Source organism: Streptomyces chisholmiae (assembly GCF_031845445.1).
GTDB classification, from domain to species: Bacteria; Actinomycetota; Actinomycetes; order Streptomycetales; family Streptomycetaceae; genus Streptomyces; species Streptomyces chisholmiae.
In genome coordinates this window covers 93,665-118,722 of sequence record NZ_JAVREO010000002.1, presented here as the reverse complement: position 1 = coordinate 118,722, position 25,058 = coordinate 93,665, and the positions used below count along the sequence as shown (strand labels likewise).

At 74.5% G+C, this 25,058-nt stretch carries 22 protein-coding genes; 14 read left to right on the top strand and 8 right to left on the bottom strand.

Annotated features, from left to right (window positions below; genetic code table 11):
- Positions 1 to 12: 12 nt before the first annotated feature.
- Positions 13 to 1,167, bottom strand: coding sequence for a Gfo/Idh/MocA family protein (locus RM844_RS03380; protein WP_311664556.1), 1,155 nt, complete (start codon positions 1,165 to 1,167; stop codon positions 13 to 15).
- Complete coding sequence (locus tag RM844_RS03375; protein WP_311664554.1) at positions 1,164 to 1,934, bottom strand: ThuA domain-containing protein; 771 nt, start codon at positions 1,932 to 1,934, stop codon at positions 1,164 to 1,166. Before RM844_RS03375 ends, RM844_RS03380 begins: the two co-directional genes overlap by 4 nt.
- A gap of 195 nt (positions 1,935 to 2,129) precedes the next feature.
- Here RM844_RS03375 and RM844_RS03370 point away from each other — a divergent pair, with 195 nt between their 5' ends.
- Positions 2,130 to 3,164 carry a LacI family DNA-binding transcriptional regulator gene (locus RM844_RS03370; RefSeq protein WP_311664552.1) on the top strand — a complete coding sequence of 345 codons (1,035 nt, stop codon included), beginning with the start codon at positions 2,130 to 2,132 and terminating at the stop codon, positions 3,162 to 3,164.
- A gap of 40 nt (positions 3,165 to 3,204) precedes the next feature.
- Positions 3,205 to 4,104, top strand: a complete 900-nt coding sequence (locus RM844_RS03365) for an arginase family protein (RefSeq protein WP_311664550.1) — start codon at positions 3,205 to 3,207, stop codon at positions 4,102 to 4,104.
- A 58-nt stretch (positions 4,105 to 4,162) separates the two neighbouring features.
- Here the strand turns inward: RM844_RS03365 and RM844_RS03360 are convergent, their stop codons facing one another.
- Positions 4,163 to 4,615 carry a YybH family protein gene (locus RM844_RS03360; protein WP_311664548.1) on the bottom strand — a complete coding sequence of 151 codons (453 nt, stop codon included), beginning with the start codon at positions 4,613 to 4,615 and terminating at the stop codon, positions 4,163 to 4,165.
- A gap of 25 nt (positions 4,616 to 4,640) precedes the next feature.
- Between RM844_RS03360 and RM844_RS03355 the strand changes: the two genes are divergently transcribed.
- The 3 genes from RM844_RS03355 (at position 4,641) to RM844_RS03345 (ending at position 8,848) form a co-directional block, all read left to right on the top strand.
- Complete coding sequence (locus RM844_RS03355; RefSeq protein ID WP_311664546.1) at positions 4,641 to 5,012, top strand: winged helix-turn-helix transcriptional regulator; 372 nt, start codon at positions 4,641 to 4,643, stop codon at positions 5,010 to 5,012.
- A 709-nt stretch (positions 5,013 to 5,721) separates the two neighbouring features.
- The gene (locus RM844_RS03350) at positions 5,722 to 6,348 is read left to right on the top strand and encodes a Maf family protein (protein WP_311664544.1); all 627 of its coding nucleotides are present in this window, start codon (positions 5,722 to 5,724) and stop codon (positions 6,346 to 6,348) included.
- A gap of 721 nt (positions 6,349 to 7,069) precedes the next feature.
- The gene (locus tag RM844_RS03345) at positions 7,070 to 8,848 is read left to right on the top strand and encodes an acetyl/propionyl/methylcrotonyl-CoA carboxylase subunit alpha (protein ID WP_311664541.1); all 1,779 of its coding nucleotides are present in this window, start codon (positions 7,070 to 7,072) and stop codon (positions 8,846 to 8,848) included.
- A 201-nt stretch (positions 8,849 to 9,049) separates the two neighbouring features.
- Here RM844_RS03345 and RM844_RS03340 read toward each other — a convergent pair whose 3' ends face one another.
- Positions 9,050 to 9,949, bottom strand: a complete 900-nt coding sequence (locus RM844_RS03340) for a DeoR/GlpR family DNA-binding transcription regulator (RefSeq protein WP_449657320.1) — start codon at positions 9,947 to 9,949, stop codon at positions 9,050 to 9,052.
- A gap of 189 nt (positions 9,950 to 10,138) precedes the next feature.
- Positions 10,139 to 11,557, bottom strand: coding sequence for an NAD(P)H-quinone dehydrogenase (locus RM844_RS03335; RefSeq protein WP_311664538.1), 1,419 nt, complete (start codon positions 11,555 to 11,557; stop codon positions 10,139 to 10,141).
- A gap of 159 nt (positions 11,558 to 11,716) precedes the next feature.
- Here RM844_RS03335 and RM844_RS03330 point away from each other — a divergent pair, with 159 nt between their 5' ends.
- The 3 genes from RM844_RS03330 (at position 11,717) to RM844_RS03320 (ending at position 14,861) form a co-directional block, all read left to right on the top strand.
- The gene (locus RM844_RS03330) at positions 11,717 to 12,163 is read left to right on the top strand and encodes a gamma-glutamylcyclotransferase (protein WP_311664535.1); all 447 of its coding nucleotides are present in this window, start codon (positions 11,717 to 11,719) and stop codon (positions 12,161 to 12,163) included.
- Between the two features lie 108 nt (positions 12,164 to 12,271).
- Entirely contained in the window at positions 12,272 to 13,057 is a 786-nt protein-coding gene (locus RM844_RS03325) for a purine-nucleoside phosphorylase (protein WP_311665294.1), read from the top strand.
- Positions 13,058 to 13,178: 121 nt separating this feature from the next.
- Entirely contained in the window at positions 13,179 to 14,861 is a 1,683-nt protein-coding gene (locus tag RM844_RS03320; protein WP_311664534.1) for a phospho-sugar mutase, read from the top strand.
- A gap of 45 nt (positions 14,862 to 14,906) precedes the next feature.
- Here RM844_RS03320 and RM844_RS03315 read toward each other — a convergent pair whose 3' ends face one another.
- Positions 14,907 to 16,400, bottom strand: coding sequence for an SLC13 family permease (locus tag RM844_RS03315; protein WP_311664531.1), 1,494 nt, complete (start codon positions 16,398 to 16,400; stop codon positions 14,907 to 14,909).
- A gap of 128 nt (positions 16,401 to 16,528) precedes the next feature.
- Positions 16,529 to 17,164 carry a PH domain-containing protein gene (locus RM844_RS03310; protein WP_311664529.1) on the bottom strand — a complete coding sequence of 212 codons (636 nt, stop codon included), beginning with the start codon at positions 17,162 to 17,164 and terminating at the stop codon, positions 16,529 to 16,531.
- A gap of 274 nt (positions 17,165 to 17,438) precedes the next feature.
- Here RM844_RS03310 and deoC point away from each other — a divergent pair, with 274 nt between their 5' ends.
- Genes deoC through RM844_RS03295 form a run of 3 tightly spaced genes read left to right on the top strand, consistent with a single transcriptional unit; the run spans position 17,439 to position 20,721 of the window.
- Positions 17,439 to 18,428, top strand: a complete 990-nt coding sequence (gene deoC, locus RM844_RS03305) for a deoxyribose-phosphate aldolase (protein WP_311665292.1) — start codon at positions 17,439 to 17,441, stop codon at positions 18,426 to 18,428.
- Between the two features lie 6 nt (positions 18,429 to 18,434).
- Complete coding sequence (locus RM844_RS03300; protein ID WP_311664527.1) at positions 18,435 to 19,865, top strand: aldehyde dehydrogenase family protein; 1,431 nt, start codon at positions 18,435 to 18,437, stop codon at positions 19,863 to 19,865.
- Positions 19,858 to 20,721 carry an aldehyde dehydrogenase family protein gene (locus tag RM844_RS03295; protein WP_311664525.1) on the top strand — a complete coding sequence of 288 codons (864 nt, stop codon included), beginning with the start codon at positions 19,858 to 19,860 and terminating at the stop codon, positions 20,719 to 20,721. The genes RM844_RS03300 and RM844_RS03295 overlap by 8 nt, the downstream gene beginning before the upstream one ends.
- A gap of 258 nt (positions 20,722 to 20,979) precedes the next feature.
- Here the strand turns inward: RM844_RS03295 and RM844_RS03290 are convergent, their stop codons facing one another.
- Positions 20,980 to 21,705 carry a SigE family RNA polymerase sigma factor gene (locus tag RM844_RS03290; RefSeq protein WP_311664523.1) on the bottom strand — a complete coding sequence of 242 codons (726 nt, stop codon included), beginning with the start codon at positions 21,703 to 21,705 and terminating at the stop codon, positions 20,980 to 20,982.
- A gap of 251 nt (positions 21,706 to 21,956) precedes the next feature.
- Between RM844_RS03290 and RM844_RS03285 the strand changes: the two genes are divergently transcribed.
- From RM844_RS03285 to RM844_RS03275, 3 genes are read left to right on the top strand one after another with little or no spacing between them, the layout of a single operon-like run.
- Positions 21,957 to 22,631, top strand: a complete 675-nt coding sequence (locus RM844_RS03285; protein WP_311665290.1) for a response regulator transcription factor — start codon at positions 21,957 to 21,959, stop codon at positions 22,629 to 22,631.
- Positions 22,632 to 22,656: 25 nt separating this feature from the next.
- Positions 22,657 to 24,444: a HAMP domain-containing sensor histidine kinase gene (locus tag RM844_RS03280; protein WP_311664522.1), complete on the top strand. Its 1,788-nt coding sequence runs from the start codon at positions 22,657 to 22,659 to the stop codon at positions 24,442 to 24,444.
- Positions 24,441 to 25,028: a hypothetical protein gene (locus RM844_RS03275; RefSeq protein WP_311664520.1), complete on the top strand. Its 588-nt coding sequence runs from the start codon at positions 24,441 to 24,443 to the stop codon at positions 25,026 to 25,028. Before RM844_RS03280 ends, RM844_RS03275 begins: the two co-directional genes overlap by 4 nt.
- The last annotated feature ends 30 nt before the right edge of the window (positions 25,029 to 25,058 follow it).

Genomic DNA, 25,058 nt, shown 5'->3' with positions numbered 1-25,058 from the left:
CGGGGGCGCGGGTCAGCCGCAGGCGGCCCGGGCCGAGGGCCAGGCGCGCAACCGGTCGGCCTCCGGGCCGGTGGCGGCCGCCCGGGCCACCGGCAGCGCCGCGTCGAGCAGCTCGTCGATCCACACCCGCCGGTCGCCGGCCGCCGACTCGACGGCGGCGACCACCATCGCCAGGGTCAGCAGGTTGTCGTGCACCTCGCCCATCGGGCGCGCCCCGGTGCGCAGCGCGCGGGTGAACTCGGCCAGCGCGCCGTCGATCCCGGTGCCCGGGCCGGCCGCGGCGGCCGGCGGCGGCTCACCCGGCGGGGGGTCGAGGACGGCCGGCCCCTCGCCCTCCCAGAGCGCGGCGCCGTGCTCGCCGCTCAGCCGCCAGCGCCCGTTCCAGGAGGTCTCGACGCCGGGCGAGCACCAGCTGCCGGTGTATGTGTAGCGGACGCCGCCGGTCATCTCGAAGACCGCGGTGGCCGCCGCGTCCCCCGCGTACCAGCTCCACGGCGGGTTGTACGACTCGCAGCGGACCGAGACCGGCTCGGCGGCCAGCAGCCAGCGCGCCGTGTCGAAGGCGTGGATCGCCATGTCGATCAGCAGCGGCTGCGCCATGGCGTCCCGGAAGCCGCCGAACCTCGGCGCCCTGAAGAACTCCGTACTCGCCACGCCGAGCCGCCCCAGGGCGGCCAACCGCCCCCGGAGGGCGAAGAGTTCGGGATGGTAGCGGCGCGACTGGCTGACCATGAAGAGCTGGCCGGCCGCCTCGGCCGCCGCCGCCAGCCGCAGCGCCTCGGGCAGCGTGACCGCCAGCGGCTTCTCCCCGAGCACCGGCAGCCCCAGGGCCAACGCCTGGAGCGTCACCGGGAGATGGGCCGCCGGCACGGTCACGTCGAGCACCGCGTCCGGCGCGTGGTCGGCGGCCAGCACGGCCAGGTCGGTGCCGACCGGCACGTCGGGCAGCCCGGCCTCGGCCAGGGCCTCGGCGGCCCGCTCCGGCACCAGGTCGACCAGCCCGACCAGGGTCACCTCGGGCGAGGCGCGCACCGCCCGCAGCCAGGCCCGCCCCATCCCGCCGGCCCCCACCTGGAGCACCCGCAGCGGCGCCCCGTCGGCCGGCCGGGTCGCGAACCCCCACCCGGCGCCGGCCGCGGTCCCCGGGGGCCCGTCCGGCCCCGTCATGCCGGCCCGCCGGCGGCGGTCTCGAACCAGCCGGCCGCGCTGTGCGTCAACCGGGGCACCGCGCCGACCCGTTCGGGAGCGGCCCAGGCCACGGCGTTGGCGATCACCCGCCGCACCTGGGGGTGGTGGTAGACGGGATAGTCCTGGTCCCCCGGGCTGAAGTAGAAGATCCGCCCGTTGCCGCGCCGGAAGGCGCAGCCGCTGCGGAAGACCTCGCCGCCGGCGAAGGAGCTGACGAAGACCAGCTCCTCGGGGGTCGGGATGTCGAAGAACTCACCGTAGGTCTCCTGTTCCTCGATCACGATCGGATGCGTGACGCCGGCGGCTATCGGATGCCCGGGGGCCACCGTCCAGACCAGCTCCCGCTCGGCCGCGTTGCGCCAGCGCAGGGTGCAGGTGGTGCCCATCAGCCGGGTGAAGATCTTCGACCAGTGCCCGGAGTGCAGCACGATCAGCCCCATGCCGGCCAGCACCCGGCGCTGCACCCGGGTGACCACCTCGTCCGCCACCTCCTTGTGCGCCGCCTGCCCCCACCAGGTGAGCACGTCGGTCTCGGCCAACACCGCCTCCGTCAGGCCGTGTTCCGGCTCGTCCAGGGTGGCCGTGCGGACCCGCGCCCGCTCGCCCAGGTGCTCGGTGACCCCCTCGGCGATGGCGCCGTGCATCCCGCGCGGATACCGTTGGGCGATCTCGGGGTCCCGCCGCTCGTGTCGGCCCTCGCTCCAGACGGTGACCCGCAGGGGCGCGGGAGGTTGCGGTGGCGACATGGATTCTCCTGTCCGGCGCGGGAGCGGATCGGGCGTTGTCGGTGGATTCTGCGGCACTCGACCGCCGGGCGGAACCCCCGGCCCGCGTCGGCCCGGCTCCCCCACGTCGCGCCCGGAAGCCGGAGCGCGGCGTGGCACCAGTGTCCAGCCGACTACAGTGTCTCGAAAAGTGTCGGGAAGGCAGCGAACAATCTTGTGACCGAAAGCAGGCCGCCCCGCCCCACGCTGGCGCAGATCGCCGAGTTGGCGGGAGTGTCGATCTCCACCGTCTCCAAGGTCCTCAACGGCCGGGACGACGTCTCCCGGGACACCAGGGCCAAGGTGGACACCGCGCTGCGCCAGCACCACTACGTGCGGCGCGGCACCCCGGCGCCCGAGCCGACCGCCCGCACCGTCGACCTGGTGCTGAGCGGGCTCGACGGCTCCTGGCCGGCGAGCGTGGCCAGCGGCATGGAGGCGGCGGCCTACGAGGCCGGGGTGCACGTGGCCATCTCGGTGGCCAGGTCCTCCACGGCGGCGACCAACCACCGGGCGCAGGACTGGGTGGACCGGATCCTGGAACGCGGCAGCGCCGGGGTGGTGCTGGGCCTGATCGAGCCGACCAGGGACCAACTGGGCCGGCTGGCCCAGGCGCGGGTGCCGTGCGTGGTCATCGACCCGCTGAGCGACCCGCCGCCGGACGTGCTGTCCGTCGGCACCACCAACTGGGCCGGCGCCTACGAGGCCACCAGCCACCTGCTGCGCCGCGGCCACCGCCGCGTCGCCCTGGTCACCGGCCCGCCGCAGCACCTCTACTCCCGGGCCAGGCTGGCGGGTTACCGTTCCGCGCTGGCCGCGGCCGGGGTGGAGGTGGACCCGGCGGAGATCCGGCACGGCACCTACGACCGGGCCAGCGGCGCCGAGCAGGTGCGCGCCCTGCTCGCCCGACCGACCCCGCCCACCGCCCTGTTCATCTGCTCCGACCACATGGCCATCGGCGGCTACGAGGCGATCGCCGAGGCCGGCCTGCGGGTTCCGGAGGACATCAGCGTGGTCGGCTTCGACGACCTGCCCGAGGCCCGCTGGGTCTCCCCCGCGCTGACCACCGTCCGGCAACCGCTGAAGGAGATGGGCGGCAGCGCCCTGCGGACCCTGGTCCGGCTGATGAACGGGGAGGAACTGGAGAGCCCCCGCGTCGAGTTGGCCACCACCCTGGTGGTCAGGAACAGCACCGCCCAGGCGAGCGCCTGACACCTCCTCGGGCGCACGCCCCGCGTGGCACCATGGCCACATGCGCCGCATCGTGCTCCTCGACGCCCCCTCCAATCTCGGACTGCGACCACCGGCCGAGGGCTCGGTGCCGGGCTGCTACAAGCTCGCCGGCGCGCTGCGCGAGCAACGGCTGCTGGCCCGGCTCGGCGCCACGGAGGGCGGCGTCGTGGTGCCCCCGCGCTACCAGCGCGGCGCCTGGCGGCCGGGCGACGGCGTCTTCCACGCCGAGGCCATCGCCGGCTACACCCGGCGCCTCGCCGACCGGGTTGAGGGCCACGTCAGGGCCGGCGAGTTCCCCGTGGTGCTGGGCGGCGACTGCTCCATCCAGCTCGGCTCCTCACTGGCGCTGCGCCGGCTCGGCCGCTACGGGCTGGCCGCGATCGACGGCTCGGCCGACTTCCGGCACTCGGGGAACGCGCCGCACGTCGGCGCCGCCGGCGGCGAGGAGTTGGCCCTGGCCACCGGCCGCGGCCAGGCCGACCTGACCGACATCGAAGGGCTCCGCCCCTACCTGCGGGACGAGGACGTGCGCCTGTTCGGCATCCGTGACTACGACACCGAACGCGCGGAGCTGGCCCGCCTCGGCATCCCGGCGGCCACCGTGAGCGACATCCGGGCCTGGGGCCCGGACGGCCCGGCGCGCGCCCTGGCGGAGCTGGCCGCGGCGCCCACCGAGGGGTTCTGGCTGCACCTGGACGCGGACGTCCTGGACCCGACGGTGATGCCCGCCGTGGACAGCCCCGACCCGGACGGCCTGCTCCCGGCGGAACTGGGCCCGCTGCTGACCGCGTTGGCCGGCTCGGCGCACTGCGTGGGGCTCAACCTCACCATCTACGACCCGGACCTCGACCCCGAGGGGACCGGCGCCGCCCTCCTCGCCGACCTGCTGGTCGCGGCCCTCGCGCCGGGCGGGAGCTGACCCTCGGCGCGGCCGGCACCCCCGTGCCGGGCCGTGCCGCGCGGGCTCCCGTCCCGGTTCAGGCCGGCGGGTCGCCGCCGGTCGGGCTGTCGATCAGGTAGCGCCAGACGCCGTCCGCGCCCCGTCGGGCCACATCCGTCGCGGTGCCGCCGACGTCGGTGCCGACCAGCGCCCAGTCGACCACCAGCAGCGCCGTGTCCCCGACCTCGGTGATCCGGCGCGGGCGCACCGCGATCGGCCGGCCGGCGGCCAGGAAGCCGGCGTTGGCCTCGGCGACGGCCGCCGCGCCGCGCGCCACCCGCCCGGCCGGGGTGACGAACACCGCGTCCTCGGCGTACATCCCGGCCACCGCGGCGGCCGGGTCGGCGCTGTTGAACCTGGCCGCGAAGACCGCCGGCACCTCAGCGGCGCGCCGGGCCACCGGCAGCCCCGAACTACCGTGGACGGCGGGCTCGTTCCCGTCCGGCCCGGACGCGGTGCCGGGCCCGTTCGACTCGTGTGTCTCGCTCATGCCGACGACCGTAGGAGACCGTCCCGTGACTCACCCAACGGTGCGCCATCGCCCCGGGCTGCCGGACGACCCGCGCGCGGCGGTCGCCCGGCCCAGCCCCGACTGCCCGGTGGAGATCGCGCTGACCGCGCTCCGGGGCCGCTGGACCACCCTGCTGGTACGCGAGCTGCTCCGCGCCGGCCGGCCGCTCGGCTACCGCGAGCTGGCCGGCGCGCTCCCCGCGCTCTCCGACAAGGTGCTCACCGACCGGCTGCGCCAGCTCACCGAGGCCGGCGTGCTGGACCGGCGGCGCCGGCCGGGCTGGCCGCCGACCGTCGACTACCGGCTGACCGACCGGGGCCGGGCCCTCGGCCCGGTCCTCCAGGCGCTGTGGGACTGGGGCGCGGAGGCCGGTTGACCGGAGCGCGCCGGCGGCCGCGCGCCGCGGACCGCTCGGATGCGACAACCCGCCCCGGCGGGCTCGCCGGCGGGGAAGCACTCCCCCGGGATCGCGGCCGGACGCGGTGCCGCGGACGGTGGCGTCGGGCGGCTGCTCGGCGGCCTCCGACCACGGCCCGGGCCCGCCCTGCCGCCCACCGATGTGGCGCCGGGCCCCGAGGTTCGAGGGCAGCGAGCCGGGCGGCTGGTGCCCCGGGGGACGGCGGCGCCTGGCCGACCGTCGCGGGACGGCCCGTCGGCTGGCTCTCCCGCGCCCCGGACCGGATGCGGCGAATCCGGGCGGGAAGTGCCGGCCCGCCGCACGCTCGGCGCCCACACCCCGGACCGCGTCGGCGAGTTGACCGTCGGCCGGGTGCCCCGCCGGAGCGGTCAGGGGACTGTCCCGAACCACCGCGCGCCGAGCCGCCGGCGCCGCCCGCCGGGATGCGCCGTCCCCCCGCCGGCCGGCAGGGCGCGGCACCCGGCGCCCGCACCACGTCACCCGCCGCCGGTGCCAGGCCGCCGGCCCGCTGCCGCACCCCCCGCACACCGGGGACCACCGCCGGCCGGCCGCACGCCGGCCCGGCCTCCGCCCGACCACCGTCCACGCCGCCGGACCTCGCCGGGCGGAGCCGCTGCCCGTCGAGGTCGGCGACGCCCCGGCCGGCGACGGCCGATAGCCTCGCCCCATGACGGAGAGCAGGAACGGCGGGGGTCCGGCGCGGCGTCTGGTGCTGGCCTCCCAGTCACCGGCCCGACTCGGCCTGTTGCGGCAGGCGGGGCTGGCCCCCGAGGTGATCGTCAGCGGCGTCGACGAGGAGGCGCTGGCCGCCGATGACCCGGCGGAGCTGGCCCGGCTGCTGGCCGAGGCCAAGGCCGCTGCGGTCGCCGAACGACCGGCGGCGGCCGGGGCGCTGGTGGTCGGCTGCGACTCGGTGCTCGACATCGACGGCGTGGCGCTGGGCAAGCCGGCGGACGCCGAGGAGGCGACCGCGCGCTGGCGGGCGATGCGCGGCCGGGACGGGGTGCTGCGCACCGGGCACTGCCTGATCGACACCGCCAGCGGCTACCGCGCCTCGGCGGTGGCCTCCACCACCGTGCACTTCGGGGAGCCGTCAGACGCGGAGATCGCCGCCTACGTGGCCAGCGGCGAACCCCTGTACGTCGCCGGGGCGTTCACCCTGGACGGCCGGTCGGCGCCGTTCGTCGACGGCGTCACCGGCGACCCGGGGACCGTGATCGGGCTCTCGCTGCCGCTGCTGCGCCGCCTGTTGGCCGGCGCCGGGGTCGCCGTCACCGACCTGTGGGCGGGCTGAGCGCGAGGGCCCGTCGCCCGCGGCCGGGTAGAGCAGCAGGCTGCCGACCAGCAGGCCGAACACCGTCATCAGGACGGCGAAGGCGGCCCAGCCGGCGAGTCCGACGGCCAGCGCGCCCAACGGCAGCTGCAGTCCGGCGGCGCCGCGCAGCGCCGCCCTGGCCCACCGCCCCGGCGGCCGGTCCCGGGCCGCGGTCCGCGCCAACAGGGCGCCGCAGCACAGCAGATAGCCGGCCAGCGCGGCGCCGGCCGACCAGGCTGTCACACTGAGCGTGGTGGCCGAGACCCCGCCGACGGACATCCGCTGGCGCTCGGCGACCAGCCCAAGTACCCAGTGCAGCAGGCCCAGACCCACCGCCAACCCGATGACCACCACGGCGGCCACTGCCGTCACGCTTCGTCTGCCTCGGTGCACGCCGCGCACGCTACTGCCGGGTAACGCGACCGGCAAGCCCTCGCGCGGCCGCAAAGAATCCCCCCAACCCTTATCGAGTCCCCACAACGACCCGGCCCTCCGACCCACTCTCCCCGGGCGCCTCGGGCGATCGTCGACGATCGCCCGCCCAGCACCCGTTTGGGGCGCGTACCTTGGTAGAGCCAGGTTGTCAGCACTCAAGGACGCTTCCGATCACCGTCCGTGTGGACGGGGTCACCCCTGTGGGCGACTCGTTGCGGGGTGTCGTCAGTACCTAAAATCGCTTTGTTCCAAGGAAGGAGCCATCGTGCGCAAGGTGCTCATCGCCAACCGTGGCGAAATCGCCGTGCGGGTCGCCCGCGCCTGTCGCGACGCAGGCATCGCCAGCGTGGCCGTCTACGCCGACCCTGATCGGGACGCGCCCCATGTCCGGGCGACCGACGAGGCGTTCGCCCTCGGCGGTGACACGCCCGCCGCCAGCTATCTCGACATCGAGAAGGTCCTTCGGATCGCGGCCGTCGCGGGGGCGGACGCGGTCCACCCGGGGTACGGATTCCTGTCGGAGAACGCCGAGTTCGCGCAGGCCGTGCTCGACGCCGGGCTGACCTGGATCGGCCCGCCGCCGGACGCCATCCGCTCGCTCGGCGACAAGGTCGCCGCCCGGCACATCGCGCAGCGCGCCGGCGCCCCGCTGGTCGCCGGCACCACCGACCCGGTGGGCGGCTCGGACGAGGTGGTGGCCTTCGCCAGGGAGCACGGCCTGCCGGTGGCGATCAAGGCCGCCTTCGGCGGCGGCGGGCGCGGCCTGAAGGTCGCCCGCACCCTGGAGGAGATCCCCGAGCTGTACGAGTCGGCGGTGCGCGAGGCGCAGGTCTCCTTCGGCCGCGGCGAGTGCTTCGTTGAGCGCTACCTGGACCGCCCGCGGCACGTGGAGACCCAGTGCCTGGCCGACAGCCAGGGCCACGTCGTCGTGGTCTCCACCCGGGACTGCTCCCTCCAGCGGCGCCACCAGAAGCTGGTCGAGGAGGCCCCGGCGCCGTACCTCTCCGAGGCGCAGAACGCCGAACTCTACGCCGCGTCCAAGGCGATCCTCCGCGAGGCCGGCTATGTCGGCGCCGGCACCTGCGAGTTCCTGGTCGGTCAGGACGGCACCATCTCCTTCCTTGAGGTCAACACCCGCCTCCAGGTGGAGCACCCGGTGACCGAGGAGATCACCGGCATCGACCTGGTCCGCGAACAGCTGCGGATCGCCCAGGGCGAGCCGCTGGGGTACGACGACCCGCCGCTGCGCGGGCACTCCATCGAGTTCCGGATCAACGGCGAGGACCCCGGGCGGAACTTCCTCCCGGCGCCCGGCACGGTGACGACCTTCGCGCCGCCGCTCGGCCCCGGCGTGCGGGTGGACACCGGCGTGGAGTCCGGCACGGTGATCGGCCCCGCGTGGGACTCGATGCTGGCCAAGCTGATCGTCACCGGCGCCAGCCGCCGGCAGGCGCTGGAGCGGGCGGCCAGGGCGCTGGCCGAGTTCCAGGTCGAGGGGATGGCCACGGTGCTGCCCTTCCACCGCGTGGTGATCACCGACCCGGCCTTCGCGCCGGAGGTGAACGGCCGCGAGGGCGAGCCGTTCCGGGTCCACACCCGGTGGATCGAGACGGAGTTCGTCAACGAGCTGCCGGCCTACGACGCGGTGCTCGGGGAGGCCGAGGAGAGCGGCATCCGGGAGACGGTCGTGGTCGAGGTCGCGGGGAAGCGGCTCGAGGTGTCGCTGCCGGCGACGCTCGCCATGCCGCTGGCCCGCGCGGCGGTCGCCGGCGGCGCCCGTCCGGCCCGTCGGAAGGCCGCCAAGCGCGGCGGCGGCGCGGCGCCCACCGGGGACGCGCTGCCCTCGCCGATGCAGGGCACGGTCGTCAAGGTCGCGGTCGAGGAGGGGCAGCGGGTCGAGGAGGGCGAGCTGGTCATCGTCCTGGAGGCGATGAAGATGGAGCAGCCCATCAACGCCCACCGGGCCGGCACCGTCGGCGCGCTCAAGGCCGAGGTCGGCGCCACCCTCTCGGCGGGGGCCGTCATCTGCGAGATCAAGGACTGACCGCGGTCGGCGCCTGAGGCGGCGCGGGCCGGCAGGCACCGCACGCGACCGCGCTCCACCGTCAGCACCGGCCCGTCGGCCAGGCACCCGTGCGGTGCCGGTCGGCGGGCCGAGGCGTGCCGCCGGCCGGGCCGGCGGCGCCGCGGCACCACGGGGCGCCCCCCGCCTCGGTCGGAGCGACCGGGGCGAGGGTGACGTCGGCTACCGGCGGCGCGGGGCCAGGTCGGAGATCCGCTGGCCCATCGGCGGGGTGCCGCCGAGCCCCGGGTGCCCCGTCGCCCGGGGGGCCGGGAGCGGGAGGTCCCGGCGCACCCCCTCGCCCCGCTCGACCGGCGGCTTGGCGACCGGCGGCGCCGGCGTGCCCACCATCGAGACCCGCACCCCCTGCTCGGCGAGCGCCTCCAGCTCCGCGCCCGCCTTCTCCGCCTCCGGGGGTGGTTGGTCGGTGATCAGCTGGCTGATCAGGTCCGTCGGAACGGTCTGGAACGCCGTGTCGGCGCCCAGCTTGGTGTGGTCGGCCAGCACCACCACCTCGGCCGCCGCCCGCAGCAGCGCCCGGTCCACGCTGGCGGCCAGCATGTTGGAGGTGGACAGGCCGCGGTCGGCCGTGAGCCCGGAGCCCGAGAGGAACGCGCGGCTGACCCGCAGCCCCAACAGCGACTGCTCGGCGCCGCTGCCGACCAACGCGTAGTTGGAACCGCGCAGGGTGCCGCCCGTCATCACCACCTCCACCCGGTTGGCGTGCGCCAACGCCTGGGCCACCAGCAGCGAGTTGGTGACCACCGTCAGCCCGGGGACCCGGGCCAGCCGGCGGGCCAGCTCCTGCGTGGTGGTGCCGGCGCCGACCACGATGGCCTCGCCCTCCCGCACCAGCGAGGCGGCGTGCTCGGCGATGGCGGTCTTCTCCGCCGTCGCGGCCATGGCCCGCTGGGGGAAACCGGACTCCCGGGTGAAGCCCCCCGGGAGGACCGCGCCCCCGTGTCTACGGTCAAGCAGCCCTTCTGCCTCCAGGGCGCGGACATCGCGCCGGACGGTCACTTCTGAGGTCTGGACGACGCGGGCCAGCTCGCGGAGCGACACGGCTCCGTTGGCGCGCACCATTTCGAGAATCATCTGACGACGTTCTGCAGCGAACACGGAACCGACAGTAACCCCAACGACCATCTGCTTTCAGCAGGTTGCGAGGATTTATCGATGTTGTCTATACGCACGCCCCCGGCGTGCTATGCGCCGGGGGCGCACCCGGATGCTTCCCGCGCCCACCAATGCCTACTGGACTTTCGGTTTTCTTCAGGTATGCAGCTGACGCGCCGCTTCGGCGATCGACCCGGACAACGAGGGGTAAACCGTGAACGTCTTTGCGATCTGTTCCACCGTCAAACTGTTGTCCACGGCGATCGCTATCGGATGAATCAGCTCGCTGGCGCGCGGGGAAACGACAACACCGCCCACCACAATGCCCGTTCCCGGCCGGGCGAAGAGCTTCACGAAACCGTCCCGCACGCCCTGCATCTTGGCCCGCGGATTGCGCAGCAGCGGCAGCTTCACCGAACGGGCGTCGATCCGCCCCTCGTCCACGTCCTGCTGGGTGTAGCCGACGGTGGCGATCTCCGGGTCGGTGAAGATGTTGCCCGAGACCGTCTTCAGGTCCAGCGGCGCCACCGCGTCGCCGAGGAAGTGGTACATCGCGATCCGGCCCTGCATCGCGGCCACCGAGGCCAGCGCGAAGACCCCGGTGCAGTCGCCCGCCGCGTAGACCCCGGGCGCCGAGGTGCGGGAGACCTTGTCCACCCGGATGTGGCCCGACTCCGACAGCTTCACCCCGGCCTCGGCCAGGCCCATGTCGGCCGTGTTCGGCACCGCGCCCACCGCCATCAGGCAGTGTGTGCCGGAGACCGTCCGACCATCCGAGAGGGTGATCTCCACCCGGTCCCCGACCCGCTTGGCGGCCGCCGCCCGGGAGCGGGCCAGCACGTTCATCCCGCGCCGCCGGAAGACGTCCTCCAGCACGGCGGCCGCGTCCGGGTCCTCACCCGGCAGCACCCGCTCGCGCGAGGAGACCAGCGTCACCCGGGAGCCCAACGCCTGGTAGGCGCCGGCGAACTCGGCGCCGGTGACGCCGGAGCCGACCACCACCAGCTCGGCCGGCAGCTCGGCCAGGTCGTACACCTGCGTCCAGGTGAGGATGCGCTCCCCGTCCGGCCTGGCGTCCGGGATCTCCCGCGGATGGCCGCCGGTCGCCACCAGCACCGCGTCGGCGACCAGCTCGCGCTGCCCGCCACCGGCCTCGGCCACCGCGACCCGGCGGGTGCCGTCCTGGTCCTGCCCGGGCAGCAGCCGGCCCCGGCCGCGCAGCACGGTGACCCCGGCGCGCTTGACCGAGGAGGTGATGTCGTGCGACTGGGCCAGCGCCAGCCGCTTCACCCGGCGGTTGACCACGCCCAGGTCCACCCCGATGCCGCGCACCTCGTCCCCGACGCCGTCCCCGTCGTGGTCGATCTCGATGCCCAGCTCCTCGTGCGAGGAGTCGAAGCCGGTCATCACCTCGGCCGTCGCGATCAGCGTCTTGGACGGGACGCAGTCCGTGAGCACCGAGGCGCCGCCGAGGCCGTCCCGGTCGACGACGGTCACCTCCGCGCCGAGCTGCGCCGCCACCAGCGCCGCCTCGTAGCCGCCGGGTCCGCCACCAATGATCACGATTCGAGTCACCCTCCCAGTGTCCCGCACGAGACGTCCCCTTCGCGCCCGGCCCCCTCCCGCGCCCCGGGCGTGGGCCGCACCGGGGCCACCGGAGGGGGCCGGGTGGGCGCGGAGAAAACGTCACCGTTCCCGGGAGCCGACCGGCGTCGCTCCCGTACCCTCGGGGCCATGTCGCTCTACGCCGCTTACGCCGGAAACCTCGACCCCCGGTTGATGTCCCGGCGCGCACCGCACTCGCCGCTGCGTGGCACCGGCTGGCTCACCGGCTGGCGGCTCACCTTCGGCGGTGAGGAGATGGGCTGGGAGGGCGCGCTGGCGACCCTGGCCGAGGCCGGCGTGCCGCCGGCGCCCGACGTCTTCGTCGCGCTCTACGACATCGCCCCGATGGACGAGGAGAGCCTGGACCGCTGGGAGGGCGTCGGCCTGGGCATCTACCGGCGGACCAGGATCCGGGTGGCCACCCTGGACGGCGCGGTCAACGCCTGGGCCTACGTGCTCAACGGCTACGAGGGCGGCCTGCCCTCGGCCCGCTACCTGGGCGAGATCGCCGACGCCGCCGAGTCCGCCGGCGCCCCCCACGACTACGTGATGGAGCTGCGCAAACGCCCCTGCTGACGGCCGCCGGCCGGCGGGTGTGGGATGGCTGGTACCCGATCCCGTGCGCACCGCCGTCTACGCGCGTAGGGAGTCAGCGGTTAGGCTCAGTCCGTGAACGCATCTGACATGGCCCAGTCGGGCGAAGCAGCCGCCGGTCGGCTACGCGAGTTGACCGGTGTGCCCAGCCATGACGTCGCCCTGGTGATGGGCTCCGGTTGGGGCCCGGCCGCCGAGCGGCTCGGGGCGCCGTCCGTGGAGCTGGACGTGACCGACCTGCCCGGCTTCCCGCCGCCGACCGCCGAGGGGCACGCCGGGCGCGTCCGCTCCTACCAGGTGGGCGACAAGCGGGCGCTGGTCTTCCTCGGCCGCACCCACTACTACGAGGGCCTCGGCGTGGCCGCCGTGGCCCACGGCGTGCGCACCGCGGTGGCGGCCGGCTGCAAGACGGTGGTGTTGACCAACAGCTGCGGCGGTCTGCGCGAGGGGATGCGCGTGGGGCAGCCGATCCTGATCAGCGACCACATCAACCTGACCGCGACCTCCCCGATCGTGGGCGCGAACTTCGTCGATCTGACCGATCTTTACTCGCCACGGCTGCGGGCACTCTGCCAGGAGATCGATCCGACCCTGGAGGAGGGCGTCTATGTGCAGTTCCCGGGGCCGCACTACGAGACCCCGGCCGAGATCCGGATGGTCCGGGCGATCGGCGGGCATCTGGTGGGCATGTCCACGGTGCTGGAGGCGATCGCGGCCCGCGAGCTGGGCGCCGAGGTGCTGGGGATCTCCCTGGTGACCAACCTCGCCGCCGGCATCACCGGGGCCCCGCTCAACCACGAGGAGGTGCTGCGGGCCGGCCGGGACTCCGCCGAGCGGATGGGCGCCCTGCTGCACCAGGTCCTGGTCAAGCTCTGACCTCCACCCCGGCACCCCCCACCCCAGCCCCCCAGCACCTCCGGCATCCCCGGCCCGCCCCGGTCCGGCGCACGACGCGTCCGGGGCACGGCGAAGAACCACGGCGGCACAGGAGTTCCCGATGAACGTTGACCCCCCACGCGAGACGCCGGCCCTGCGCGAGCGGGCGGCACGGTGGCTGGCCGAGGACCCGGACCCGGCGACCCGCGCCGAACTGGCCGCCCTGCTGGCCGCCGACGACCACGCCGCGCTCGCCGAGCGGTTCGCCGGCACCCTGCAGTTCGGCACCGCCGGCCTGCGCGGCGAGATGGGCGCCGGCCCGATGCGGATGAACCGCGCCGTGGTGATCCGCGCCGCCGCCGGCCTGGCCGGGTACCTGCGCCGGCACTCCCCCGGGCTGGTGGTGATCGGCTACGACGCCCGGCACCACAGCGAACGCTTCGCCCGGGACAGCGCCGCCGTGCTCACCGGCGCCGGCCTGCGCGCCGCGCTGCTGCCCCGCGCGCTGCCCACCCCCGTGCTGGCCTTCGCCATCCGGGAGCTGGGCGCGGTCGCCGGCGTCATGGTGACCGCCAGCCACAACCCGCCCCGGGACAACGGCTACAAGGTCTACCTCGGCGACGGCAGCCAGATCGTGCCGCCGGCCGACGCGCAGATCGCCGCCGAGATCGCGGCGGTCGGCCCGCTGGCCGAGGTGCCCAGGCCGGAGACCGGCTGGGAGGTGCTGGGCGAGGAGATCGTCGAGTCCTACCTGGCCCGCACCGGCGCCGTGTTGACCCCGGGCTCCGCCCGCTCGGTGCTCAGTGTCTACACCCCGCTGCACGGCGTGGGCCAGTCGGTGCTGACCGCCGCCTTCGTCAGAAACGGCTTCCCCGCCCCCGTCGAGGTGCCGGAGCAGGCCGCGCCCGACCCGGACTTCCCCACCGTCTCCTTCCCCAACCCGGAGGAGCCGGGGGCGATGGACCTGGCTCTGGAGCTGGCCCGGACGACCCCGGGCGTGGAGCTGCTGCTGGCCAACGACCCGGACGCGGATCGCTGCGCGGTGGGCGTGCCGGACCCGGCGGCGGCGGGCGGCTGGCGGATGCTGAGCGGCGACGAGGTCGGCGCGCTGCTGGCCAGCCACCTGGTGCGGCACGGCCGCAAGGGCGTCCTCGCCACCTCGATCGTCTCCTCCTCGCTGGTCGGGCGGCTGGCGGCGGACGCCGGGCTGCCGTACACCGAGACGCTCACCGGCTTCAAGTGGCTGGGCCGGCTCCCGGAGTTGGGCTACGCCTACGAGGAGGCGCTCGGCTACTGCGTGGACCCGGCGGGAGTGCGGGACAAGGACGGCGTCACCGCGGCGCTGCTGATGGCGGAGCTGGCCGCCGAGCTGCGTGCCGACGGGCGCACCGTGCTCGACCTGCTGGACGAGCTGGCGGTGCGGCACGGGCTGCACGCCACCGACCAGCTGTCGGTGCGGGTGGCCGACCTGTCGGTGATCACCGACGCGATGCGCCGGCTGCGGGCCGCCCCGCCCACCGAGCTGGCCGGGCTGCCGGTGGCGACGGCCGAGGACCTGCGGGACGGCGGGCCGGAGCTGCCGCCGACCGACGGGCTGCGCTACCACCTGGCCGGCGCCGGCGCGGTGACCTCGGCCCGGGTGGTGGTCCGCCCGTCGGGCACCGAGCCCAAGATCAAGTGCTACCTGGAGGTCATCGCCCCGGCCGCCGACCCGGCCGCGCTGCCGGCCGCCCGCCGGGCCGCCGCCGAGACCCTGGCGGCGCTCCGCGCCGACCTGGCCCGACAGGCCGGGCTGCCGACGTAGCCGGGCTCGCCCGCCGGCCGTGGCCCCGGCCGGCGGGCGAGCCCGCTACAGCGCGATGTCCAGGACGGCGACGCCGAGCGTGTAGGTCACCAGCGTGATCAACACCAGGGCGATGACGTTCAACAGCGCGCCGCCCCGCACCATCTGGCCGATGGTGACGTGGCCGGAGCCGAAGACGATCGCGTTCGGTGGGGTGGCGACGGGCAGCATGAAGGCGCAGGTCGCGGCGAGCGCGACCGGGACCACGAGGAGCAGCGGGTCGATCCCGAGCCCGAGCGCCACCCCGCCCATGATCGGCAGGAAGGTCGCGGCGGTCGCGGTGTTGCTGGTCAGCTCGGTGAGCAGCAGCACCAGCCCGGCGACCACCACGACCAGCAGCAGGACCGGCACCCCGTCCAGCCCGCTGACCCGCTCCCCGACCCAGGCGCTGAGCCCGCTGGCCCCGAACTGCCCGGAGAGGCTCAGCCCACCGCCGAAGAGCAGCAGGATGCCCCAGGGCAGGTCCCTGGTGTCCTCCCAGACCAGCACCCGGCGGGTGGCGCGGGTGTCGGCGGGCAGCAGGAAGAGGAGCAGCGCCGCGGTGACCGCGATGCCGGAGTCGCCGAAGTCGGAGACCCAGGCCCAGCGGTCCTCCAGCTGCGGCACCAGCACCCAGGAGAGCGCGGCCAGGGCGAAGACGGCGAGCACCGTCTTCTCGGCGTGGCTCATCGGGCCGAGTTCCCGCCGTCGTTCCAGCAGCAGCTCCCGCCCGCCGGGGATCTCCGTGAGGGTGGGCCGGAAGAAGACGCGGGTCAGCACCAACCAGGCGAGGAAGAGGAAGACGGCGGCCAGCGGCACCCCGAAGAGCATCCACTGGAAGAAGCCGATGTCGATGCCGTGTTCGCTGCTCAGGTACTCGCGCAGGAACGCGTTGGGCGGGGTGCCGATCAGCGTGCCGAGCGAGCCGATGGAGGCGGCGTAGGCGATGCCGAGCATCAGCGCGGTGGCGAAGTTCGCGTCCCGCCGGCCGTCCCCGAGCTGGGTGACCAGACCGAGCACGGCGACGCCGATCGGCAGCATCATCACCGCGGTCGCGGTGTTGGATATCCACATGCTCAGCGCGCCGGTGGCGAGCATGAACCCGCCGACCATGCGGACCGGACTGGTGCCCACCAGGAGCACGGTGCTGAGCGCGAACCTGGCGTGCAGGTTCCAGCGTTGCATGGCCACGGCCAGCAGGAAGCCGCCCATGAAGAGGAAGATCGTCTCGCTGGCGTAGGGCGGCGCCACGTCGGCCAGCGGCGCGTTCCCGAGCAACGGGAAGAGCACCAGCGGCAGCAGCGCGGTGGCCGCCAGCGGGATGGCCTCCGTCATCCACCAGACCGCCATCAGGGTCGCGACCGCCGCGACGTTCCTGCCGTCCGGGGAGAGGGAGTCGGGGAGCAGCAGCCGCACCAGGACGGCCAGCACCACCCCCAGGCCGAGCCCGATCCACTGCCGCCGGCCCACCTGCCCCTCGTCCACGCGCTCCGTCGCCGTCGCGGTGTCGTCCGGTGTCACCTCGCGCCCTCCCTTGATCGTCGGTCGGGCCAAGGTGGCATCCCGCCGTGATCACGACAAGAGTGGGCGCGCTATCGGTTTTCCGGGGGCCCTCGGTCCGTCCGGGCCCCTCCCGGCGGGTCGGGGTCTCAGGAGGTGATCCAGAGGATCAGCAGCGCGACGCCGCCGAGCGCCAGCGGAGCCAGGATCTCGTAGCTCCAGCGGACCGCGATCTCGCCCTGGGCCGCCTCGTCCGCGCCGTGCCGCTCGGCCAGCTCGCGCAGCTCGGCGACCGCCATGTCGCCGGGCGCCACCCGGCCGGCCTCCGGGTCGGACGCGGCGGCGGCCTGGCCGCCGAAGCCGAAGAGGCCCCGGGGCGCGCGGCCGGACTCGGCGATCTCCCGCCGGCGGTTGGCCTTGGACCTGGCGCGCAGCGAGACCGGGATCGCCCACATCTGGTACTTGACGCCGCCGGCCACCAACTCGGTGGAGTAGCCGGCCCGGACCGACTCCACCCGGGACCAGGGCACCGTCACGGTGCGGAACGGGTTGCGCACCCGGAGCCGCTCGTCGGAGGCGAAGACGGCCGGCCGCAGCGTGAAGGCGACCAGCAGCGGGGCCACGAAGAGCAGGGTGGACGCGGCCGTCACCGGCGTGCGGCCGTCACCGCGGAGCAGGGCGTCCCCGGCGAGCCAGCCCACCAGGCCCAACAGCAGCACGCCGGCTGCCAGCGCTGCCCCGGAGCGGTAGGTACGGTCGGCGTACTTCTCGGGCTCACTCGTCATGCCCCCGATTCTGCCGGAGACCCCAGCGGCTTCAACCGACCGTTATGCCATAGTTCTCTTCGCCGCACCGGCCCCGGCCGGCTCACCGGCCCCACCGGCCGCCCGGCCGCACACCGTCGGGCCGGCCACCCGCCCGAGCCGCATGCCTGGCCGCACGCCACGGAGCACGGCGCCGGGCGGCCGGCGGCGCGGCACAACGCCCGGTGGCGGTGGCCGGATTCGGCCGCCGGGGATGACATGTCACTACGCGCGTAGATATGCTCATCTGGTGACCATGTCTTCATTGGCCTCGACGGCTTCGACGGCTTCGCCGGCCCCCACCGCCGCGCCGGCCCTGGCGGACGTCACCGCGTCCGACGCGGCGCTGCGCCGCTTCCTGCACGGGCTCCCCGGGGTCGACGCGGTCGGCCTGGAGTCCCGCGCCGCCGCCCTGGGCACGCGCTCGATCAAGACCACGACCAAGGCGTACGCCCTGGACCTGGCCATCTCGATGATCGACCTGACCACCCTGGAGGGCGCCGACACCCCGGGCAAGGTGCGGGCGCTGTGCGCCAAGGGCCGCCATCCCGACCCGACCGACCGGGAGACCCCGTCGGTCGCGGCGATCTGCGTCTACTCCGACCTGGTGGCCGTCGCCAGGGAGGCGCTGGCCGGCAGCGGCATCGCGGTGGCCTCGGTGGCCACGGCCTTCCCCGCCGGCCGGGCGGCCCGCTCGGTGAAGCTGGCCGACACCGCCGAGGCGGTGGCCGCCGGCGCCGACGAGGTGGACATGGTGATCGACCGGGGCGCCTTCCTCGCCGGCCGCTACCTCTCGGTCTACGAGGAGATCCTCGCGGTCCGCGAAGCCTGCGGCGAGCAGGCGCACCTGAAGGTGATCCTGGAGAACGGCGAGCTGGCCACCTACGACAACATCCGCCGCGCCTCCTGGCTGGCGATGCTGGCCGGCGCCGACTTCATCAAGACCTCGACCGGCAAGGTCGGGGTGAACGCCACCCCGGCCAACACGCTGTTGATGCTCCAGGCGGTCCGCGACTTCCGCGCCGCCACCGGCCGGCAGATCGGCGTGAAGCCGGCCGGCGGCATCCGCACGGCCAAGGACGCGCTGAAGTTCCTGGTCCTGGTGAACGAGACGGCCGGGCCCGACTGGCTGTCCCCGCGGTGGTTCAGGTTCGGCGCCTCCAGCCTGCTGAACGACCTGTTGATGCAACGCCAGAAGCTCGGTACCGGCCGGTACTCGGGCCCCGACTACGTGACGGTGGACTGAGCAGCGATGACCTTCGACTACGCGCCGGCGCCCGAGTCCCGGGCGATCGTGGACATCCCGCCCTCCCACGGGCTGTTCATCGACGGGAGGTTCCGGGCGGCGGCCGACGAGACGGTCTTCAAGACGGTCTCCCCGGCCAGCGAGGAGGTGCTCTCCGAGGTCGCCAACGCGGGCGCCGACGACGTGGACGCGGCGGTCCGCTCCGCCCGCGAGGCGTTCGCCGGCTGGTCCGCGCTGCCCGGCGCCGAACGCGCCAAGTACCTGTTCCGGATCGCCAGGTTGATCCAGGAGCGGTCCCGCGAGCTGGCGGTGCTGGAGACGTTGGACAACGGCAAGCCGATCCGGGAGTCCCGGGACGTGGACCTGCCGCTGGTCGCCGCGCACTTCTTCTACTACGCGGGCTGGGCGGACAAGCTGGAGCACGCCGGTTTCGGCCCGGCGCCGCGGCCGGTGGGCGTGACGGCGGGCGTGATCCCGTGGAACTTCCCGCTGCTGATGCTGGCCTGGAAGGTCGCGCCCGCGCTGGCCACCGGCAACACCATGGTCCTGAAGCCGGCCGAGACCACCCCGCTGACCGCGCTGCTCTTCGCGCGGATCTGCCAGCAGGCCGAGCTGCCGCCCGGGGTGTTGAACATCCTCACCGGGGACGGCGCGACCGGCGCCGCGCTGGTGGCGCACCCGGGCGTCGACAAGGTCGCGTTCACCGGCTCGACCGAGGTGGGCAAGGCCATCGCCCGCACGGTGGCCGGCAGCGACAAGCGGGTCACCCTGGAGCTGGGCGGCAAGGCGGCGCACCTGGTCTTCGAGGACGCGGCGCTCGACCAGGCGGTCGAGGGCATCGTGCAGGGCATCTTCTTCAACCAGGGGCACGTCTGCTGCGCGGGCTCCCGGCTGCTGGTGCAGGAGTCGGTGGCCGACGAGGTGCTGGCGGCGCTCAAGGCCCGGATGAGCACCCTGCGGGTCGGTGACCCCCTGGACAAGAACACCGACATCGGCGCGATCAACTCGGCCGAGCAGCTGGCCCGGATCACCGCGCTGGCGGAGGCGGGCGAGGCCGAGGGCGCGGAGCGCTGGGCGCCGTCCTGTGAACTGCCGTCCACCGGCTACTGGTTCGCGCCGACGCTGTTCACCGGGGTGACCCAGGCGCACCGGATCGCGCGGGAGGAGATCTTCGGCCCGGTGCTCTCCGTGCTGACCTTCCGCACCCCCCAGGAGGCGGTGGAGAAGGCGAACAACACGCCGTACGGCCTGTCCGCCGGCATCTGGACGGAGAAGGGCTCGCGCAGCCTGTGGCTGGCCAGCCGGCTGCGGGCCGGCATCGTCTGGTCCAACACGTTCAACAAGTTCGACCCGACCTCGCCGTTCGGCGGGTACCAGGAGTCGGGCTACGGTCGCGAGGGTGGCCGTCACGGTCTGGAGGCGTACCTCGATGTCTGAGCCACTGGCGGTCCGCAAGACCTACAAGCTGTTCGTGGGGGGCGCGTTCCCCCGGTCCGAGAGCGGGCGGGTGTACGAGGTGACGAACAGCAGGGGCAGCTGGCGGGCCAACGCCCCGCTGGCCTCGCGGAAGGACGCCAGGGACGCGGTGGTCGCGGCCCGCAAGGCGTTCCCCCGCTGGTCGGGCGCCACCGCCTACAACCGGGGGCAGGTGCTCTACCGGGTGGCCGAGCTGCTGCACGACCGCCGGGCCCAGTTCCGGAGCGAGGTGGCGGCGGCCGAGGGGCTGTCCCAGGCGAAGGCGGACCGCGTGGTGGACGCGGCCGTCGACCGGCTCGTCTGGTACGCCGGCTGGTCGGACAAGGTGGCCCAGATCGCCGGCGGCGCCAACCCGGTGGCCGGCCCCTACTTCAACCTCTCCACCCCCGAGCCGACCGGGGTGGTCGCGGTGCTGGCGCCGGCCGACTCCGCGCTGCTGGGCCTGGTCTCGGTGCTGGCTCCGGTGCTGACCACGGGCAACACGGCGGTGGTGGTGGCGGCCGAGCGGGCGCCACTGCCGGCGCTGACCCTGGCCGAGGTGCTGGCCACCTCGGACGTGCCGGCCGGTGTGGTCAACATCCTCAGTGGCCGCACCGACGAGCTGGCCCGCCCGCTGGCCGCGCACCAGGACGTGAACGCCATCGACCTGACCGGCGCGGACGCCGGGTTGGCCACCGAGTTGGAGGTGCTGGCGGCGGAGAACCTCAAGCGGGTGCGCCGGCCGGCGCCGGCCGAGGACTTCGCGGCCGACCCGGGCACCGGCCGGCTGCTCGGCTTCCTGGAGACCAAGACGGTCTGGCATCCGACCGGCGTCTGACGCCGCCGGCGCCCCCGCGTCGGCGGCGCCCGCACGAAAGCGGGGGCGTGGAGCCCGGCCAGACCCCCCGGCCGACCGAACTCCACGCCCCCGCGCCCCCGTTGGGGCGCCCCCGACGCCCCACGCTCCCCCGTTTCCCCCGTTGTCCCCCTGGTTTCCGGGTATCCCCGGGTTCCCCCGTTATCCCCCCGTATCCCCCGTATTCACCGGCTTGTTCCCCCGTTGGTCGGCCGGTGAAGCCTCGTGTCTTGCCCGCCGTCAGGCGACCAGCTCGCCGAAGGACTCCTCCTCGTCCCGGCCGAGGCTGAGCGCCCGGTCCTCGCGCAGCCGGCGCAGGGTGCGCCAGATGCTGCTCTTGACCGTGCCGACGCTGATGTTGAGCGTCGCCGCGATCTCCGGGTCGGTCTGGCCCTCGTAGTAGCGGAGCACCAGCATGGTGCGCTGCTGCTCGGGCAGCCGGGCCAGCGCCTGCCAGAGCACCGTGCGCAGCTCGGTGCCGCGCATGGTGTCCTGCTCGCCCGGCGCCTCCGGCAGCTCCTCGGTCGGGTACTCGTTCAGCTTCCGGCGCCGCCAGGCGCTGATGTGCAGGTTGGTCATGGTCCGGCGCAGGTAGCCACCGACGGCTGCCTTGTCGCTGATCCGGTCCCAGGCCCGGTAGGTGGAGAGCAACGCGCTCTGGAGCAGGTCCTCGGCCTCGAAGCGGTCGCCGGTGAGGTGGTAGGCGGTGGCGTACAGGGAGGCGCGGCGCTCCCGCACGTAGGCGGTGAACTCCGCCTCCGTGGCCCCCTCGCGCCGCGCGCTCCCCGCACACCCACCCTGGACGCCCACCGCGCTGAGATGCGAAGGACGCTGGTGTCCGATGCCGCGACGACCCCCATGCCGATGCGCGACACCGGACTTCTCCCCCTGCCGGACGGGAACCATCGAGGCGGTGGCGTGCGTGTCAGACACCGCCGGGCTGGTGGTGTGGTACGTGACGCTCATCCGCTTCCCCCATCGTGAAGGTCGTCCCTGTCCGTTGCGGAATACCTTGCCGGGCCAGTTTCATGACGGGGTCCCCCAACTGTCACAGCGGTGTCACAGCGCCAACAGGCCCCTCGGCACGGCCCAGGAGTCGCCCGCGCACCAGCGGAGTTGAGCGTTCAACCAGCTGGGGAACGTGGCCCGTTCCTGTGGGCCAGACCTCAACGACGGACGGTCGAACTCAGGACGCATCATGGGCCACAATGAGCCGTGTGGCTTTCCTGTTGCTGATCGAGGACGACGAGGCGGTACGCACGGCTCTGGAGATGAGCCTGACCCGCCAGGGACACCGGGTGGTGACCGCGCCCACGGGTGAGGACGGCCTCAGGTCCCTGCGGGAGCAGCGCCCGGACCTGATCGTGCTCGACGTCATGCTGCCGGGCATCGACGGCTTCGAGGTGTGCCGTCGCATCCGGCGCACCGATCAGCTGCCGATCATCCTGCTCACCGCGCGCAGTGACGACATCGACGTGGTGGTCGGCCTGGAGTCCGGGGCGGACGACTACGTGGTGAAGCCCGTGCAGGGACGCGTGCTGGACGCCCGGATCCGCGCGGTGATGCGGCGCGGCGAGCGGGAGTCCAACGACTCGGTGACCTTCGGCGCGCTGGTCATCGACCGCTCGGCGATGACCGTCACCCGGGATGGCGTGGACCTCCAGTTGACCCCGACCGAGCTGCGCCTGCTGCTGGAGCTGAGCCGCCGCCCGGGACAGGCGCTCTCCCGGCAGCAGCTGCTGCGGCTGGTCTGGGAGCACGACTACCTGGGCGACTCCCGGCTGGTCGACGCGTGTGTGCAGCGGCTGCGCGCCAAGGTGGAGGACGTGCCGTCCTCGCCCAAGCTGATCCGCACCGTGCGCGGCGTCGGGTACCGGCTGGACGCGCCCTGATGACGTCGAGCGCGGAGCGCGGGTGATGAAGCGGCTGTCACGGGGGACTTCCGGGGGACGTCTGCGCGGGCGGATACGCGGCTGGGCGCACACCCTGCTGCGGCTCACCAGCCTGCGACTGCGGCTGGTCACGGTCTTCGCGCTGGTCGCGCTGGTGGCCGCCGTCTCGGTCTCCGGGATCGCCTACTGGCTCAACCGCGACGCGGTGCTCACCCGGGCCCAGGAGTCGGCGCTCAGCGACTTCACCCAGTCCCTCGGCGAACGCGCCGGGGCCCTGCCGGACCGGCCCAGCTGCGACACCCTGCGGACCATGGCCGCCGAGGTCGCCAACCGCACCTTCGACTACCACGTGGTGCTGGAGGACGCCAGGCTGGCCGCCGAGGACTGCCGGGCCGAGTCCGATCCCACGGTCTTCCGCGGCGAGATGGTGCCCGACTCGCTGCGGGACGCCGTCCAGGACCGCCGGGAGGGCGAGCCGGAGGAGAGCGCCTACCACCTCTACTGGCAGCGCGTCACGCTCGACGGCGACCCCTACCTGATCGGCGGCGCCCAGGTCATCGGCGGCGGCCCCACCGGCTACCTGCTGGCCTCGCTGGCGCCCGAGCGGGACGACCTCAACTCGCTGGCCATGTCGCTGGGCGTGGCCACCGCGCTGGCGGTGATCGGCTCGGTGCTGCTGGCCCAGGGCGCGGCGACGATGGTGCTGCGGCCGGTGCAGCGGCTGAGCAACGCGGCCAGACGGCTCGGCGAGGGCAAGCTCGACACCCGGCTTGAGGAGCGCGGCGCCGACGAGCTGGCCGAGCTGACCAGGACCTTCAACGACGCGGCCGCCTCGCTGGAGGCGCAGGTCGAGGACCTGAGCGAGCGGGAGACCGCCAGCCGCCGCTTCGTCGCGGACATGTCGCACGAGCTGCGCACCCCGATGACCGCGATCACCGCGATGACGGAGCTGCTGGAGGACGAGGTGGAGACGCTCGATCCGCGGATCGCGCCCGCCGTCCAGCTGGTGGTCAGCGAGACCAGGCGGCTCAACGACCTGGTGGAGAACCTGATGGAGGTCACCAGGTTCGACGCCGGCACCGCCAAGATGGTGCTGGACGACGTGAACATAGCCGACCAGGTGACCGCCTGCATCGACGCGCGGGCCTGGCTCGACGCGGTGCACCTGGACGCGGACCGCTCCATCACCGCCCGGCTCGACCCCCGCCGGCTGGACGTCATCCTGGCCAACCTGATCGGCAACGCGCTCAAGCACGGCGGCTCCCCGGTCCGGGTCACCGTCCGGGAGAGCGCCACCGAGCGGGGCCGGCTGGTCACCGTGGAGGTGGCCGACGAGGGGCCCGGCATACCTGAGGACGTGCTGCCACACGTCTTCGACCGCTTCTACAAGGCCAGCGCCTCCCGCCCCCGCTCGGACGGCAGCGGCCTCGGCCTCTCCATCGCCCTGGAGAACGCCCACCTGCACGGCGGCGACATCACCGTCCACAACGACCCGACCGGCGGCGCGGTGTTCACCCTGCGGCTGCCGCACGACCCGGGGCTGGCGGAGGACGGCGCGGACGACCCGGACGGCGGCACCGAGCCGGCCGCGTCCGCGGGGCGGGTCCCGGTCAGCCGCCCGCCCCAGGACCCGGCCGCGTTGACCGCCCCGCTCGGCAAGCACGCGCCCGCCGAACCGGGCCCGGCGCGGCCCGGCACGGCCGGGTTTGACGCGGCCGCCCGGGACGGCCGACGCTGGGGGGTCGTCGGGGGCGACGAGGAGGCCGGGCGCGAGAACCCGGACATCGGCACGGCTGAGGAGGACCGTCGGTGAGTGGCGGGCACGGGAGACGGCGGCGGGTGGCCCTGCCCTGGCTCCTGCTGGCGACGGCGGCCACCACCGCCTGCGGCATCCGGCCGACCGACGTCCCGGTGGACGCCGGCCCGGCGCCCACCAGGGCGTCCTGCGACGTGCCCGCCGGCGACGAGGAACACGCCGCTGTCTTCCTGGTCTGCGGGCAGCGGGTTGAGTCGGTCTCCCGACCCCTGCACGCGCCGCTGACCCAGGACGAGGACCCGTCCGGCATCGCCGCGGCCCTGCTGGCCGAGTTGCAGACCGACCCGGCCCAGGGCGAGAAGACCGCCGGCTTCTCCAGCGACGTCCCCGACGACCTGGCGGTCACCCGTCAGGAGCCGGGCGACCAGGAGCAGGTGGTGCGGCTCAGCCAGCGTCCCAACGACCTGCCGGGGCTCGCGCTCACCCAGATCATCTGCACCTTCGCCAACAGCGAGGCGCTGGGCGCCGGCGGTCAGACGGTGACCCTCGGCGGGCCGCCGGGGCCGGGGGCCGAGAAGCCCAGGACCTACTCGTGCAGCGCCGCGATGCGCAGCCCGGAGGGCGCCCGCAGTCTCGGCTGACCGGTGGGACCGGCCGCGTCCTGGGGTCCA

Excerpts from the sequence above, each read along its gene's own strand:
- RM844_RS03380 (WP_311664556.1), bottom strand. The coding sequence starts at position 1,167 with ATGACGGGGCCGGACGGGCCCCCGGGGACCGCGGCCGGCGCCGGGTGG.
- RM844_RS03375 (WP_311664554.1), bottom strand. The coding sequence starts at position 1,934 with ATGTCGCCACCGCAACCTCCCGCGCCCCTGCGGGTCACCGTCTGGAGC.
- RM844_RS03365 (WP_311664550.1), top strand. The coding sequence starts at position 3,205 with ATGCGCCGCATCGTGCTCCTCGACGCCCCCTCCAATCTCGGACTGCGA.
- RM844_RS03360 (WP_311664548.1), bottom strand. The coding sequence starts at position 4,615 with ATGAGCGAGACACACGAGTCGAACGGGCCCGGCACCGCGTCCGGGCCG.
- RM844_RS03350 (WP_311664544.1), top strand. The coding sequence starts at position 5,722 with ATGACGGAGAGCAGGAACGGCGGGGGTCCGGCGCGGCGTCTGGTGCTG.
- RM844_RS03340 (WP_449657320.1), bottom strand. The coding sequence starts at position 9,949 with ATGGTGCGCGCCAACGGAGCCGTGTCGCTCCGCGAGCTGGCCCGCGTC.
- RM844_RS03330 (WP_311664535.1), top strand. The coding sequence starts at position 11,717 with ATGTCGCTCTACGCCGCTTACGCCGGAAACCTCGACCCCCGGTTGATG.
- RM844_RS03325 (WP_311665294.1), top strand. The coding sequence starts at position 12,272 with ATGGCCCAGTCGGGCGAAGCAGCCGCCGGTCGGCTACGCGAGTTGACC.
- RM844_RS03320 (WP_311664534.1), top strand. The coding sequence starts at position 13,179 with ATGAACGTTGACCCCCCACGCGAGACGCCGGCCCTGCGCGAGCGGGCG.
- RM844_RS03310 (WP_311664529.1), bottom strand. The coding sequence starts at position 17,164 with ATGACGAGTGAGCCCGAGAAGTACGCCGACCGTACCTACCGCTCCGGG.
- deoC (WP_311665292.1), top strand. The coding sequence starts at position 17,439 with ATGTCTTCATTGGCCTCGACGGCTTCGACGGCTTCGCCGGCCCCCACC.
- RM844_RS03300 (WP_311664527.1), top strand. The coding sequence starts at position 18,435 with ATGACCTTCGACTACGCGCCGGCGCCCGAGTCCCGGGCGATCGTGGAC.
- RM844_RS03295 (WP_311664525.1), top strand. The coding sequence starts at position 19,858 with ATGTCTGAGCCACTGGCGGTCCGCAAGACCTACAAGCTGTTCGTGGGG.
- RM844_RS03290 (WP_311664523.1), bottom strand. The coding sequence starts at position 21,705 with ATGAGCGTCACGTACCACACCACCAGCCCGGCGGTGTCTGACACGCAC.
- RM844_RS03280 (WP_311664522.1), top strand. The coding sequence starts at position 22,657 with ATGAAGCGGCTGTCACGGGGGACTTCCGGGGGACGTCTGCGCGGGCGG.